Origin of the sequence: Streptomyces sp. NBC_00996, from assembly GCF_045162675.1 — a bacterium.
GTDB lineage: Bacteria > Actinomycetota > Actinomycetes > Streptomycetales > Streptomycetaceae > Streptomyces.
This window is the reverse complement of the sequence record NZ_CP108723.1, coordinates 1,183,762-1,198,699: the sequence shown is the minus strand read 5'-3', so window position 1 is coordinate 1,198,699 and position 14,938 is coordinate 1,183,762. Positions and strand designations below refer to the sequence as shown.

14 protein-coding genes are annotated in these 14,938 nt (G+C 70.3%); 11 read left to right on the top strand and 3 right to left on the bottom strand.

All coding sequences use genetic code 11. The features are described from left to right. The 8 genes from OG390_RS06010 (at position 1) to OG390_RS05975 (ending at position 9,471) form a co-directional block, all read left to right on the top strand. Complete coding sequence (locus OG390_RS06010) at positions 1–900, top strand: ABC transporter permease (RefSeq protein ID WP_406165587.1); 900 nt, start codon at positions 1–3, stop codon at positions 898–900. Next, positions 897–1,772, top strand: coding sequence for an ABC transporter permease (locus OG390_RS06005; protein WP_406165585.1), 876 nt, complete (start codon positions 897–899; stop codon positions 1,770–1,772). The genes OG390_RS06010 and OG390_RS06005 overlap by 4 nt, the downstream gene beginning before the upstream one ends. Positions 1,773–1,776: 4 nt before the next feature. Then, positions 1,777–2,847: an ABC transporter ATP-binding protein gene (locus tag OG390_RS06000; RefSeq protein ID WP_406165583.1), complete on the top strand. Its 1,071-nt coding sequence runs from the start codon at positions 1,777–1,779 to the stop codon at positions 2,845–2,847. Between the two features lie 49 nt (positions 2,848–2,896). Next, on the top strand, positions 2,897–4,210 hold the full coding sequence (locus OG390_RS05995; RefSeq protein WP_406165581.1) for a flavin monoamine oxidase family protein: 1,314 nt from the start codon (positions 2,897–2,899) through the stop codon (positions 4,208–4,210). Further along, complete coding sequence (locus OG390_RS05990; protein WP_406165579.1) at positions 4,203–5,636, top strand: aminobutyraldehyde dehydrogenase; 1,434 nt, start codon at positions 4,203–4,205, stop codon at positions 5,634–5,636. Before OG390_RS05995 ends, OG390_RS05990 begins: the two co-directional genes overlap by 8 nt. Before the next feature lie 466 nt (positions 5,637–6,102). Then, positions 6,103–6,246, top strand: coding sequence for a hypothetical protein (locus OG390_RS05985; RefSeq protein WP_406165577.1), 144 nt, complete (start codon positions 6,103–6,105; stop codon positions 6,244–6,246). A gap of 454 nt (positions 6,247–6,700) precedes the next feature. Further along, a complete protein-coding gene (locus OG390_RS05980) occupies positions 6,701–8,563 on the top strand; it encodes an ABC transporter ATP-binding protein (protein WP_406165575.1) in 1,863 nt (620 codons plus the stop codon). Continuing rightward, the gene (locus OG390_RS05975) at positions 8,560–9,471 is read left to right on the top strand and encodes a serine/threonine-protein kinase (protein WP_406165574.1); all 912 of its coding nucleotides are present in this window, start codon (positions 8,560–8,562) and stop codon (positions 9,469–9,471) included. Before OG390_RS05980 ends, OG390_RS05975 begins: the two co-directional genes overlap by 4 nt. 52 nt (positions 9,472–9,523) lie before the next feature. Here the strand turns inward: OG390_RS05975 and OG390_RS05970 are convergent, their stop codons facing one another. Next, complete coding sequence (locus OG390_RS05970; protein WP_406165572.1) at positions 9,524–10,282, bottom strand: hypothetical protein; 759 nt, start codon at positions 10,280–10,282, stop codon at positions 9,524–9,526. After that, the gene (locus OG390_RS05965) at positions 10,269–10,856 is read right to left on the bottom strand and encodes an RNA polymerase sigma factor (protein ID WP_399089640.1); all 588 of its coding nucleotides are present in this window, start codon (positions 10,854–10,856) and stop codon (positions 10,269–10,271) included. The genes OG390_RS05970 and OG390_RS05965 overlap by 14 nt, the downstream gene beginning before the upstream one ends. A gap of 385 nt (positions 10,857–11,241) precedes the next feature. Between OG390_RS05965 and OG390_RS05960 the strand changes: the two genes are divergently transcribed. Further along, entirely contained in the window at positions 11,242–11,802 is a 561-nt protein-coding gene (locus OG390_RS05960; RefSeq protein ID WP_406165570.1) for an FABP family protein, read from the top strand. A 78-nt stretch (positions 11,803–11,880) separates the two neighbouring features. Here OG390_RS05960 and OG390_RS05955 read toward each other — a convergent pair whose 3' ends face one another. Continuing rightward, entirely contained in the window at positions 11,881–12,306 is a 426-nt protein-coding gene (locus OG390_RS05955) for an ATP-binding protein (RefSeq protein ID WP_406165568.1), read from the bottom strand. Positions 12,307–12,503: 197 nt separating this feature from the next. Here OG390_RS05955 and OG390_RS05950 point away from each other — a divergent pair, with 197 nt between their 5' ends. Beyond that, on the top strand, positions 12,504–13,271 hold the full coding sequence (locus tag OG390_RS05950; protein WP_406165566.1) for an IclR family transcriptional regulator: 768 nt from the start codon (positions 12,504–12,506) through the stop codon (positions 13,269–13,271). Positions 13,272–13,310: 39 nt separating this feature from the next. After that, positions 13,311–14,825: a glycerol kinase GlpK gene (gene glpK, locus OG390_RS05945; protein ID WP_406165564.1), complete on the top strand. Its 1,515-nt coding sequence runs from the start codon at positions 13,311–13,313 to the stop codon at positions 14,823–14,825. Positions 14,826–14,938 lie beyond the last annotated feature (113 nt).

The window sequence follows — 14,938 nt, the reverse complement described above, 5'->3', positions numbered from 1 at the left end:
ATGACACTGCTCCGTCGCCCCCTGCGTACCCGCCGCCGTGGCCCCGGCGCCGCCGGGACCCGTATGTGGACCTGGTTCATGCTCCCCGGCACCCTGTGGATGACCGGTTTCCTGATCGCCTCCCTGCTGCTGGTCGCCGTCCTCGCCGTCGGCACCACCGACGAACTCGGCAACCCCCGCTTCGGCTTCGACCTGGGCAGCATCCGCGCCCTCGCCGACCCCGCCTACACGGAGGTCCTGGCGCGCTCCCTCGGTTACGCCCTGCTGACCTGCGTCATCTGCCTGCTGATCGCCTACCCGGTGGCGTACACCATCGCCCTGTACGGCGGCCGCTACAAACACGCGATGATCGCCGCGATCGTGGTGCCGTTCTTCGCCAACTACCTGGTGCGCATGTACGGCTGGTCGGTGGTCCTGTCCGACGACGGACCCCTCCTGCGCGCGCTGCGCACCCTCGGGTTGGCCGACGGCGGCACGAAGATCCTCAACACCGGCTTCGGCGTGGTCGCCGGACTCGTCTACGGATTCGTGGTCTTCATGATCATCCCGCTGTACGCCGCCCTGGAACGGCTGGACGTCTCCCTCATCGAGGCCGGGCGCGACCTGTACGGCGGTCCCGTGCGCACCTTCTTCTTCGTCACGCTGCCGGCCACCCGGCAGGGCGCGACGGCCGGGCTCGTCCTGGTCTTCCTGCCCGCCATGGGGGACTTCGTCAGCGCACAGCTCATGGGAGGGCCGGACCAGATCATGATCGGCAACCTCATCCAGGACAAGTTCTTCCAGGGGCAGAACTGGCCGCTCGGCTCCGCGCTCACCATGCTGCTGATGCTCGTCCTGCTGCTCGGCATGCTCGGCTACCTGCGGCGCACCCGCAAGGACGAGGCGGAGGCACGCCGATGACCCTGCTCCGCCTCCCCTCCGCGCCTGCCCCCGCCCCCACCCGGACCCGCACCCGGCGCCGTCGCGCCCACCGCAGACCACGGATCCTCATCGCCGTCACGGCGCTGTTCTTCGCCCTGCTGTACCTGCCCATCGCCGTCGTGACGCTGTTCTCCTTCAACGCCCGGAAATCCCTGACCGTCTTCGACGGCTTCAGCCTGCGCTGGTACCGCGCGTTCTTCCACGACGACGTACTGATCTCCTCGCTGGGCGCCAGCCTGCGGATCTCCCTGGTGGCGACGGCGGGTTCGGTCGTCCTGGGCGTGGCCCTCGCGCTCGGCCTGGTGCGCTGCCGCACCCGGCTCGGCTCACTGGCCGGACTGATCATGCTGGTGCCGCTGATCACCCCGGAGATCGTCACCGGCGTCGCGTCGATGCTGCTGTTCAAGGGCCTGGGCGTGACCCTGTCCACCGGCACGGTGATGCTCTCGGAGATCACCTTCTCCATCTCCTACGTCACCGTCATCCTGCGCTCCCGGGTCGCGGCTCTCAATCCCGAGGTGGAGGAGGCCGCGATGGATCTCGGCGCGACCCGCTGGCAGGCGGTGCGCCTGGTCACCCTGCCGGCCCTGTTGCCCGCCGTACTCGCCGGCGCCGTACTGATCTTCGCGCTCGTCTTCGACGACTTCGTGCTCGCGTACTTCACCACCGGCGTCGACCCTCAGCCGCTGTCCGTGCGCATCTACTCCGCGATCCGTTTCGGAGTGCAGCCCACCATCAACGCGGTGGGCACGCTGATGCTCGCCGGATCCATCGCCCTGATCGCCCTGGCCCTGTTCATACCGCGCCTGTTCGGCCGGCGCGGCGGCCTCGACATCCTCTCCGGGGAGTGACTCCATGGACGCGATCCCTGCCGTCCGGCTCGACGGTGTCTCCAAGCAGTTCGCCGACTCCTACGCCGTCCACGACGTGAGCCTCGACATCGACGCCGGTCACTTCTTCTCGCTGCTCGGACCGTCGGGCTGCGGCAAGACCACCTCGCTGCGCATGATCGGCGGGTTCACGGATCCGACCGAGGGGGCCGTCGTGCTCGCGGGCGAGGACGTGACCGCGCTGCCGCCCAACAAGCGCAACGTCAACACCGTCTTCCAGAGTTACGCCCTGTTCGACCACCTCAGCATCGAGGACAACGTCGCCTTCGGCCTCAAGCGCAAGGGCGTGGCCAAGACCGAGATCCGGCAACGGGTGGGCGAGATGCTGGAGTTGGTCCAGCTCGGAGGACTCGCCCGGCGGGCGCCCCGCACCCTCTCCGGCGGCCAGCGCCAGCGCGTCGCCCTCGCCCGCGCCCTGGTCAACCGCCCCGCCGTGCTGCTGCTCGACGAGCCGCTGGCCGCCCTGGACCTCAAGCTGCGCCGGCAGATGCAGGTGGAGCTCAAGCAGATCCAGCGTGAGGTCGGGATCACCTTCGTCTTCGTCACCCACGACCAGGACGAGGCGCTCACCATGTCCGACCGGATCGCCGTGATGAACGAGGGGCGCGTCGAGCAGTGCGGCACGCCTGAGGACGTCTACGAGCACCCCACCAGCCGGTTCGTCGCCTCCTTCATGGGCACCTCCAACCTGATGACCGGAACCTACCGCGACGGCGAGGTCGCTCTCGCCGACGGTCCCGGGCTCCCGGTCGGTCGGCGGGCCGGCATCGCCGACGGCGCCGCGGTCAGCGTGTCCGTGCGCCCCGAGAAGATCTGGCTGTCCGACTTCGAAGCGGGCATGTCGGTGCTCAGCGGCGTGATCCGCGAGACCGTCTACAGCGGCCCCACCACGACGTACCTCATCGAACTGGCCCCCGGCGTCACGCTGTCGGTACTGGAGCAGAACACGGCCCGGTCCCGCATGGAGGACCGCTGGAGCGGCGGCGAGACGGTGGAGTTCGGCTGGCGGCCCGAGCACTGTCTCGTCCTGAGCTGACCACGCGTCGGCGCCCCTCGACCGTCCTGGAACGAAGGAACCGAAGTTGATGCATCATGACGTGATCGTGCTCGGCGCCGGACTGGCCGGGCTCGCCGCGGCCCGGGACCTCGCGGGCGGGGGCGCCGACGTCCTGGTCCTGGAGGCCAGGGAACGCGTCGGCGGCCGGGTCGAGCAGGCCCGACTGCCGGACGGCCGCACCGTCCAGCTGGGCGGCGAAGTGGTGGGCCGCGCGCACACCGCCTACCTCCAACTTGCTGAAGAACTGGGCCTGAAGACCGTGCCCAGCTACGTCGCCGAACCCGGCCGGATGACCCGTGCCACCCCCGAGGGCCGCTCGGCCGGCGAGCCGCCGCACTGGTTCGGGCCCGGCGACACGGCCTTGCACGAGAGGCTCACCGCACAGTTCGTGGCGCTGGCCGGCACGGTGGATCCCGACGACCCCTGGTCGCATCCGCAGGCCACCGCCCTCGACCGGCTGTCGGTCGCCGACTGGCTCCGCGTCCAGCACGCCACCCCAGCAGTCGTACGGCTGTGGGACATCGGCCAACTGGCCCTGGCCGGCGGCTCGTACGAGCGGATCTCTCTGCTCGCGGCACTGCGCAAGCACGCGGCCGTGCCCAGCGGCGACCACTACGACTACGAGGACTGGGAAGGGCTGCGCCTGGCCGAGGGCTCGGCGACCCTCGCGGAGGTCCTGGGCCGCGAACTGCGCCCACGCATCCGCCTCGGCTCACCCGTCACGGCTCTGGACGTGGGGTCCGGCCGCTGCGCCGTCCGCCTGGCGCACGGCGAGACCCTGACCGCGGCCGCCGTGGTCAGCGCCCTGCCCGTGGGCCCGCTGCGGTCGGTTGCGGTCAGTGGGGTCAGCCAAGCGCGCCTGGCCTCGCTGCACCGCCAGCGCCAGGCGACCGCCGCCAAGTTCGCGGCCGTCTATCCCACCCCGTTCTGGCGCGATGCCGGCCTGAACGGCCTGTCCGAGTGCGAGGGGGTCCTGGGCTCCACCTGGCCACAGAGCGAGGGCGTCCTCTCGGCGCTGATTCCACCCGAGCGCTACGGCATCCTGCTCGGCACGCCACCCCACCTGCGTACCTCCGAGCTGCTCGCCGAGATCGCCGGCATGTTCGGCGACGAGGCGCACCGGCCGCTCGCCTCCTACTTGAGGCTGTGGGGCACCGACCCGTGGACCCAGGGATACGTCACCCAGTGGCCGCCGGGTGAGGTGATGGCCGTCGGTCCGCTGCACGGCACGCACGAGCCGCCGTTCTACGTCTGCGGCTCCGACCAGTGGGTCGCCGGATACATGGAAGGCGCCGTCCGGACCGGGCGCGCCGCAGCCGAGGAGGCACTGCGCCGTGGCTGACACCGGCCGCCCGAGAACCGTCCTCAACCACATCGGTGGGAAGGACCTGCCCGCCGCCTCCGGAGCCACCCTGCGCCTGGTCGACCCAGCCACCGGGCAGAGTGGCGGCACGGCTCCGCGGTCCGGCGCCGAGGACGTCGACGTGGCATGCCTGGCGGCCCGGGACGCCTTCGACACCTGGTCGACCACCACCCCGGCCCAGCGGCAAGCGGCCTTGCTGCACCTCGCCGACGCCATGGAACGGCACGCGGACGCCCTGGTGGCCGCCGAGGTCGGCGACACCGGCAAACCGCGGGCCCTGTTCAAGGCCGACGAACTGCCCGCGATCCTCGACACCGTGCGCTACTTCGCGGGGGCCGCCCGGAACCTGCCGGGTGCCGCGGCCGCCGAGTACACGCCGGGCCGCACCTCGGTGCTGCGCCGCGAACCCGTCGGCGTGTGCGCGCAGATCACCCCCTGGAACTACCCGCTGATGATGGCCGTGTGGAAGATCGCCCCCGCGCTGGCCGCCGGCAACACGGTCGTCCTCAAACCGTCCGACACCACCCCGTCCTCCACCACGCTGCTCGCCCGGATCGCCGCCGAGCACCTGCCGCCGGGCGTGCTCAACGTGGTGTGCGGCGACCGCGACACCGGGCGTGCCCTGGTCGCCCACCCGGGCGTGCGGCTGGTCGCCGTCACCGGCAGCGTCCGCGCCGGGCAGGAGATCGCCGCCGCGGCGGCGGCCGACCTCAAACGGCTCCACCTGGAGCTCGGCGGCAACGCACCCGTGGTGGTGCACGACGACGCCGATCTCGACGACGCCGTGCAGCAGTTGTCGTCGCTGGCGTTCTACAACGCGGGCCAGGACTGCACGGCCGCCACGAGGATCCTGGTCCACCACCGTGTCCACGACGCCTTTCTGGAGGCGTTCGCCCACCGGGCAGCGCTCCAGGTACCCGGCGGCCCCGAGGAAGGCGGCGCCGACTTCGGCCCCCTCAACAGTTCTGCCCAACTCCATAACGTACGAGGCCTGTTGGCCCGAATGCCGGTGAACGCCGAGGTCGTCACGGGGGGAGCCGCCCTGACCCGCTCCGGGTTCTTTCATCAGCCCACGGTCGTCGCCGGGGTGCGACAGGAGGACGAGATCGTGCAGAGCGAGGTGTTCGGGCCGGTGGTGACCGTCCAGCCGTTCGCCGACGAGGCCGACGCCCTCCGCATGGCCAACGGGGTGCCGCAAGGGCTCGCCGCCAGTGTCTGGACCCGTGACCACGACCGGGCGATGCGCGCGGGCCGCGCCCTGAACACGGGGATCGTGTGGGTCAACACCCACGGCACCACGGTGTCGGAGATGCCGCACGGCGGTGTACGTCACTCCGGCTACGGCAGCGACCTCTCCCTCACCGGCCTGCTCGACTACACCCAGGTCAAGCACGTCATGCTCTGACCGGAAACCGTTCCCGGACCGGCCGCGCGGACGCACCTGAACTGCGCCCGCGTGGCCGGTGGTTCGCCTTGCGCAGCGCACGGTCGGCACGACGTCCCACAACGGGCGGTCGAGAGAACGCCGAAAACCGAGAACCTGCCCCGTCGCCCGAGGCGTTCCGCCGGATGCGGACGCGTTCTCTATGAACTCGCGGCCCGGAAGCTCGCGGCTGGTGGGGGCCCTCACCCGGACTGCGGGGCTGAGAGGCGTGCCGCCCGACCGTGGTGGGCCCGTTGAAGTCCGGTCGGCGGTCAGGCCCTCGGCGACGCGAAGAACAACGCCGGCATCGCGAAGCTCGCCACCCCATCGTGTCCGAATACCGCGCCTCGAAGGGGGCCAACCGGCACAAACTCTGTATTTCTGTCGCCCCGGAGGGTGGCGGCGCCATCACGGTCGGTGAATTCGGCCCCCACGACCCCCTACGCAGGTGACGGTCACCGCCCATCCCGCTGCCGGCTTCCAGTGCGCGGGCTGGGAGGCCGACGGCGTGGAGCACACCGACACCGGTGCGGAGCACCAGATCACCATGGACGAAGCCAGGAGCATCATCGCGCGCTTCAACGAGGTGTGACCGCACATCCATCCCGTCCCTGACCGGCTGCCGCTGAACCGGCCGTCGGCCGTACCCAGCAGGGCCGACGGCTCCCGGACGGCTCCGCTTCCGCCGGTGCCCACCCGAGACCCGCATCCCTGGAAGGTAATCCGTCTTTTTGCCGCGAGACGCCATCCCATTCCGTCCTTGACGCGTATCTCCTACGAGGGAAATTTCAGCGGGAGGAATGCAATGGCGATCTTCAGTGATCTCTTTCCTGCCAAACACCGTGACCACGGAAGGGATTCGACCTCGAGGCACGACGACAACTCGATGAGGGGGCACGGCCGCCATCGTCGTGACTCCTTCGACGATCACAATTCCGGTCGCCACGGTCGCCACGGTGACCACGGTCACCACGACTGAGGACTGAGTGGACCGGGGCCCGTAGGCCCCGGTCCACTCCGTCGTCGAGCCACGACGGACCCATGCCATGGTGCGTATCCCACGGCACGTTCTGCGGCGTCTGCTGTCGGTGGGCGAGGACGCCGATGCCGTGGTGGCGGCCGCGCCACCAGTGCCCCCGCGCGAGGTGTTCCGGCGCTTCTGGCCCTACACACGCGGTCGCCGGAGCTGGCTCATCCCTCTTGTCCTCTTCAGCCTGATCGGGCCTCTCGTCGACGCGGCCGAACTGTGGCTCTTCAAGATCGTGGTGGACGAGGTGCTCGTCCCGCGAGATCTGAAACCCTTTCTCTGGATCGCGCCGACCTACCTGGGGCTCATCGTCGGCTCCGGCCTTCTGGGGTTCGCCGACGACATGACGTCCACGTGGGTCAGCGAGCGGTTCCTGCTGGCCTTGCGCTCCGATGTGTTCCGGCACGTCCAGGGACTGTCGCTCGGATTCTTCGAACGGCGGCGGCTGGGAGACGTGCTGTCGCGTGTCACGGGTGACGTGGACGCCGTCGAGACGTTTCTGCTCTCCGGTGTCGCGGACGCGCTCTACCAGGTGATCCGGCTGGGCGTCTTCCTCGGTCTCCTTCTCTACCTCCAATGGGATCTGACGCTCCTCGCGCTCGTCATCGTGCCGCTGTTCTGGGGCGCCGCCCGCCACTTCTCCCGGCTGATCAAGCAGGCGTCGCGGGAACGCAGACGTCGCAGCGGTTCGCTCAGCGCGGTCGCCGAGGAGTCGTTGGGCAACGTGGCCCTGGTCCAGGCGTACAACCGGCAGAGCTGGGAGCAGCGCCGCTTCGAGCGCGAGAACGTCGGCAAGTTCCGCGCCGCGATGGCGTCGGCGCGGATCCGTGCCGTCTACCGACCGCTTGTCGAGATCATCGAGGTGTCCGGCGCCCTCGCCGTCATGGGGCTCGGCACCTGGAAACTGGCGCAGGGCCGGCTCACGCTGGGCGGGCTGCTGGTCTTCCTGGCGCTGATCGGCAAGCTCTACAGCCCGATCCGCGACCTCTCCCGCCTCGGCAGCAGTTTCTACGCCGCGTCGGCCTCCGCGGAACGGATCATCGAGCTGCTGGACCAGCGCCCCCAGGTCGTCGAGGCCGCGGACGCCCGGCGGATCGGCCGAGCGAGGGGCGAGGTCGAGTTCGACGGCGTGTCCTTCCGCTATCCCGGTACGGCGCGCTGGGCGCTCTCCGGTGTGTCGTTCCACGTCGCTCCCGGCGAGACCCTGGCGTTGGTCGGGGCCAGCGGGGCCGGTAAGTCCACGGTCGCGAAGCTGCAGCTCCGTTTCTACGACCCAGAGCAGGGCACGGTCCGTCTCGACGGGCGCGATCTGCGGGAGATGTTCTTGTCCGACGTGCGGGAAAGTGTCGCGGTGGTGCTGCAGGAGACGCTCGTCTTCCACGGCACGGTGCGCGAGAACATCGCCTACGGCCGACCCGAGGCGACGGAGGCGGAGATCGTCGCGGCGTCGCACGCCGCGGACGCCCACGAGTTCATCCGGCTGCTCCCCGAGGGGTACGACACCCTGGTCGGTCAGCGCGGCCGGACGCTGTCCGGCGGACAACGCCAGCGTCTGGCGATAGCGCGCGCGATGATCAGGGACGCGCCCGTACTGCTGCTGGACGAACCGACCACCGGCCTCGACGCGCAGTCCGGCCGCAGGATCATGGACCCGCTGCGCCGCCTCATGGCCGGGCGGACGACCATCGTCATCTCGCACAACCTGCTCACCGTCCGTGACGCCACCCGGATCGTGGTGCTCGACCGCGGCCGGGTCGTCGAGTCCGGTCCGCACGACGACCTGCTCGTACACGGCGGGACGTACGCCCGGCTCCACCGGCTGCACGTTGTGACCAGCCCCACGGGGGCGGGTTCCTCGTCATCGGGAACGGTGCCGTCATGACCGATGCCCAGGCAGGATCGGCCCCGCCCCTGGCACCGGGCACCCGTCCGGTTCCGGGCTACGAGATCCTGGGGCACCTGGCGCGCACGGGATGGCTGGACCTGTACGACTCCTGGAGCGAGGACCGGGCCTGCCGCTGCGTCGTCAAGATGCTGCGTCCGGAACTCCGCGACGAGGCGGGGCTGCGTGATCGACTGCTGCGGGAGGGCCGCTGGCTGCGGACCTTCGCCCATCCTCACCTGGTCCGCGCGTACGAGGCCTTCGAGTCGCCCGAGCCGCTCGTCGTCCTGGAGATGCTGACCGGGGAGACGCTGTCCCACCTCATCGAACGGTTGCGGCGCCGGCCGGGCGCCGCCGACGTGGCGCTGCTCGGTGTGCAGCTGTGTTCCGCGATCCACTACCTGCACGGTCAGGGCGTGCTGCATCTGGACCTCAAGCCCTCCAACATCGTGGTGGACTGCGGCCACGCGAAGGTGCTCGACCTCAGCGTGGCGCGGCCGCCCGGGATCGCTCCTGCCGGGGTGGGCACATTCCGCTACCTCTCGCCGGAGCAGGCGCGCGGCGGCCAGTTGTCGGCCGCGGCCGACGTGTGGGGCATCGGCATCACCTTGTACGAGGTGGCCGGCGGCGACGTGCCGTTCGACTGCGGCGAGATCACGGATGAGCCCTACGACGCGAGGAGCGCGGAAACGGAGGACGAGGACGCCCCAGGGGACCGGGACGACTGGTATCCGCAGCTGGAGGAGAGCGCCCCGCCGATCGCGTCGCGGCGCCGCCTGCCACGGGCTCTCGCCGCAGCCATCGACGGCTGCCTGCGCGACGACCCCTCGGCCCGGCCCACGGTCCCCGAGCTGGCCGCGACACTCCGCGCGATACTGCCGGGCCAGGGGCTCCGCGCCGCGCAATGAGGTCAGGTACGGCGCTCTCGCTCGCCGGTCGGCGGCTTCGGAGCCTGCCGGGTCACGTCAGGTCGCCCGTTTCGAATCGGGCCGTGGCAAGCACGGTGCCGTCGGGCGACGTCAGCCGGGCGCCGGAGAGCGCCGAGGGGTCGACGGAGGCCGGGCCACCCCAGAAGCCATAGCCCTCACGCAGGGTGAAGTTGCCGACGCGGAACACGGTGCCGTCACTGTGCTCCAGCAGGCAGGTGACCTGACCGTTGTACGGAGTACCGGCCGCGGCGAGGTTGACCTTCATGTAGATCCAGCCCGGGGGCCCGGGGTGGGCGTAGATCTCACCGGTCGGCCTGCCGGGGGCCTGGGCCGAGGTCAGTCCGCCCTCCAACAGGCCCGCCTCGTTTTGGGCGGACTGGGAAGAGCCGGCCGTGACCTCCTGGACCGCCGTGCCGATCGCCCAACCGCCGAACCCGACGGCGAGTACGAGCGCGGCCACGGCCGAGGCGAGACGCAGGCGTGCCCGACCACCCAGGCCCATGCGGTGGATGCCGGACCCGCGGGCCTGCTGACGCCCCTCGCGCTCCGACGTCGCCTGCGTGAGCGCCTGCGTCACACGGGTCTCGAGGCCGACCGGCGGCTCGCTGCCCGGCAGCAACCCGATCAACCCATCGCCCACGAGGGTCAGCTGCTCGATGTACTCCCGGCAGTCCGCACAGTGGTCCAGGTGGGCGACCGCGCCGGCCCGCTCGCGGCCGGGCAGCACACCGAGAGCCAGCTCGGCGCCGAGCTGGCGCAGCTTCTCGCAGGTCACGTCACTGGACATCATTGCCTCGCTTCGGAGACGTGAGCGTGGTCCGCAGCTTTCCCATCGCCGTCCTGATACGCGTCTTGGCGGTGCCCAGCGGGATCTCCTCCCGGTCGGCGATCTGCTGGGCCGTCATACCGTAGATACCCGCCATCACCAGGGCACGGCCCTGTTCGCGCGGTAGCTCCGCCACGGCGGCCCGCAGCCGGGACGACGCCTCGTCGGCCAGCGCGTGCTGCTCAGGAGTCTCGCTGACGACGCCCAGGATGGCGTCGAGGTCTTCGGGTGCCATCGGTTCCGGCCGCCGCGAGCGGACGGTGTCGATGGCGAGGTTGTGGGCGATGGTGGTCAGCCAGGTCGTCACCGAACCGCGGCGCGAGTCGTACATCTGCGCATGACGCCACGCACGCTCGAACGTCTGCTGGGTGATGTCCTCGGCGAGCTGGGGATCCCCGATGACGGCGATGGCGACACCGAAGACCGTGTGCTGGAACCTTCGCACGAAGGTGACGGCGAGTTCCGGGTCACCGGTGGCCAGTCCGGACAGCAGCGCCTCGTCCGGAAGGCGGCCCACCGAAAGCCGGAACCCTTGCATACCCGTATATACGGTGCGCCCGCGCCAGGAGATTGCCCGCCCCTTGCGGAAGCTCATGGTCCGATTCTTCTCGCTTCGGAGTGCCGGGCGCGATCGGACGCAGGTGCTGAGGGCAACGTCGTTCTCGGGGCTGAAGCGTGATCGCCGCCCTCGGCCCGGGCGAACACCGCGGGTGACTCGTCAGCCGGCGGTCCAGCCCGGGATCGTCGGCAGCACCTGCTCGGCGACGCGGAGCAATGCCGCGTCGTCGGGCGGCACGTCGTCCTGGCGCCAGATGACGACCTCGACGGTGACGGGCCGGAGGCAGCCTCCCGTGCGCGTCGCTGAGAGGACCGACGTCCTAGGCTGCCACCCGGCACCGGCACCGACCCCAGGAGCGCACACCGTGTTCGACCCCGCACCGGAGTACCCGTACCCCGAGAGCCACCGACCGGACGAGGCCCCCGCGCCGCACGCACTGCTCCAGCCCGTGCTCGGCCTCCTGGGCTCCTGGTACGGCCGGGGCCAGGGCGGGTACCCGACGCTCTCCGGCGACTTCAACTACGCCCAGGAGGTGGCCTTCAGCCACGACGGCCGTCCCTTCCTGCGCTACGAGGCCAGGGCCTGGCTGCTCGACGACGATGACGCACCGTTGCGCCCGTCGGCCCGGGAGACCGGCTGGTGGCGGCTTCAGCCCGACGGCCGGGTGGAGGCGCTGATCACCCAACCCACCGGCATCGCGGAGATCATGGTGGGCCTTGCGACCGACGGCACGGTCGATCTGTCCAGTCATGAGGTGGCCCTCGCCCCCACGGCCAAGAAGGTCGACGCCACCCGCCGCCGCTACGAGCTGACCGGCGACACGCTCACGTTCAGCCACGACCTCGAGGCGGTGGGTCAGCCGATGCAGCACCATCTCTCGGCACGGCTGCGACGCAGGGGCTGGAGCTCTTCGGACGTGTCGTAGCCGGTCGGGCACCGAGCCGACGGTGTCCCTTGGACGGGACCGGGGTACTGCCGCGCGCGACGGTCACAAGCCGCGCCTTCACGCCACGACGAGATCGGCCCACCGGGTGACCCCGCCGGAGTGGACATGTATGCCGTGCCCAGCCGCCAGTGCGTGGACGATCTCCTCGCCCCGGCCGTGCTCGTCCGGGTCGATTCCCGCGGGCGTCTGCCCGGCCGGAAGTGCACGTCCGGCGTCGGTGACTTCGACGCGCAGGGTGCCGAGCCCGCCGCTGCGGACCCAGGTCAGCCGGAGCTCCGCCGGGGGCAAGGCGTGCACGATCGCGTTGGTGGTCAGTTCCGTGACTACGAGGAGTGAGTCCTCGACGATCTCCGGGCACACGTTCCAGTCGGCGAGGAGCGCCCTCACCAGTCGGCGTACGGCCGACACGGCCCCGGCGAAATGCGGCAGAGGAATGACGTGTGCGACTGCCTGTCGAGGCATCGTATTGAGCTGTAGCGCCATGTGCTCTCCTCCGGTGACCGCTGTCGGCCGGATCCCGGGCCTCAGCGGGCGTTGCCGGGCCTGAGAGCACGTTATGAAGCGAAGAGTGGCCGGTCAATGAATGGCGGTCGGCATTACCGAACGTCTCCGGTCATTCGGTGGTGAAGTACCCGCCTGCACGTAAAGCGGACCCTCCACAGCGGTAATAGGCTCGTATCATGGCCGGCCCAGTCCAGTCGATCGAACGGGCAGCGGCGATCCTGCGTCTGCTCGCCGGCGGGCCACGTCGGCTTGGGCTCGGCGAGGTGGCGGCCTCGCTCGGGTTGGCGAAGGGCACCGCCCACGGCATTCTGCGCACCCTCCAGCACGTGGATTTCGTGGAGCAGGATGCGGCGACCGGAAAGTACCAGCTCGGGGCAGCCCTGCTGCACCTCGGCACCAGCTACCTCGACGTCAATGAGCTGCGGTCACGCTCCATCAACTGGGCCGACGCACTCGCCGCCCGTAGCGGGGAAGCGGTCCGCCTGGGCACCCCCCTGGAGGGCAACGTCCTCGTCATCCACCATGTGTTCCGGCCGGACGACACGCTCCAGACCTTGGACGTGGGTTCGCTGCTGCCTCTCCACGCCTCCTCGCTCGGCAAGGTTCTGCTGGCCTTCGGGACCGCGCCCCTGGAGCCGGCCCTGGAAGCCGGGCTGGAGGCCTACACCAGGCACACCCTGGTCGTCCCGGAGCAACTCACCCGGGCGCTCGCCGAGATCCGGGAACTCGGATGGGCCGCGGAGGTCCAGGAAATGAGCATGGGCGAGGCCGGCGTCGCCTCGCCGATCCGCGGACACGGCGGCCTCGTGGTGGGCGCCATCAGCCTGTCCGGCCCGGTGGAGAGGATCTGCGACAACCAGGGCCGTCCCCGGCCGAGCCTGATCACCCTGCTCCGCGAGGCCGCACGGGCGATCTCCAGAGACCTGGGAGCAGCTCGCTGGTGAACCCCCGCCTCCTCGACACATCGGAAGGCAGATCCGATCATGGTTGAACGGTATGTGATGTCCATCGATCAGGGCACCAACTCCACCCGATGCATTCTGTTCGACCACCATGGGCGGCTGGTGTCGGTCGCCCAACGAGAGCATCAGCAGCACTTTCCCCGGCCCGGCTGGGTCGAGCACGACGCCGTCGAGATCTGGCGCAATCTGCAGCGCGTCGTGCCCGAGGCCCTGTCCGAAGCCGGTGTCGGCGCGGGAGAGATCGCCGCCATCGGTATCGCCAACCAGCGGGAGACGACGGTGCTCTGGGACCGGCGGACGGGTGCGCCGGTGGGCAGGGCGATCGTCTGGCAGGACACCCGCACAGGACCGCTCGTCGAAGACCTGAGACAGCAACCGGGAGACGAATTCTTCCTCGAACGTTGCAGCCTGCCCCCCTCGACCTACTTCTCGGCGCCGCGGATCCGCTGGCTGTTCGACCATGTCGAGGGACTGGATCAGCGCGCCGAGGACGGCGAGGTGCTGTTCGGCACCATCGAGAGCTGGCTGATCTGGAACCTCACCGGAGGCACGGACGGCGGCCTGCACATCACCGACGCCACCAACGCCAGCCGCACCATGCTGATGAACATCCGCACGCTCACCTGGGACGAGGAGCTTCTCGCGTTCTTCGGGGTTCCGCGCCCCATGCTGCCCGAGATCCGGTCCTCGGCCGAGGGGTACGGCGATGCCCGCTCGGTCCTCCCGGGCGTTCGTATCGCGGCCGCCCTCGGTGACCAGCAGGCCGCTCTGTTCGGCCAGACCTGTTTCTCCCCGGGCGAGGCGAAGTGCACGTACGGGACGGGCAGCTTCCTGCTGCTCAACACCGGTACCGATGTCGTGCGGTCCCGGCACGGACTCCTCACGACCGTCGCCTACAAGATCGGGGGTCAGCCCACGGTCTACGCCCTGGAGGGTTCGATAGCCGTCACCGGCTCGCTGGTCCAGTGGTTCCGTGACCGTCTGGGACTGATCAGCAGCGCGCCGGAGATCGAGACGCTCGCGCGGACGGTCGAGGACAATGGCGGGTGCTACATCGTCCCCGCGTTCTCGGGTCTGTTCGCACCCCACTGGCGCAGCGACGCACGCGGTGTCATCGTCGGCCTCACCTCGTACATCACCAAGGGACACCTGGCCCGAGCCGTCCTGGAGGCCACCGGCTGGCAGACGCGAGAGGTCGTCGACGCCATGAACGCCGACGTCTCGGTCGCCCTGAAGCAGCTCAAGGTGGACGGCGGCATGACAGCGGACAACCTGCTCATGCAATTCGTGGCCGACGTGCTCGACGTGCCCGTGGTGCGGCCCATGGTCTCCGAGACGGTTTCCCTCGGCGCCGCCTACGCCGCGGGCCTCGCCGCCGGCTACTGGCCGGACCTGGAAGTCCTGCGCCGCAACTGGCACCGGGCCGGCCAGTGGCTGCCGGACATGGACCCCGAGCGGCGTGAGTCGGAGTACGCCAACTGGCAGCGAGCCGTCGAGCGTTCGCTGGGGTGGATCAAACCGCCGAGGTCCACCTGATTGTGGGCGGCACCCGCAGTGCCGGGCGGCTGTCGGCGCGTCCCGGGTTCGAGCTGCGTCGCATGCCCGCGTGCGCGTCGTGGATCACCCAGGACGAGCCGTGGCACGGCGGG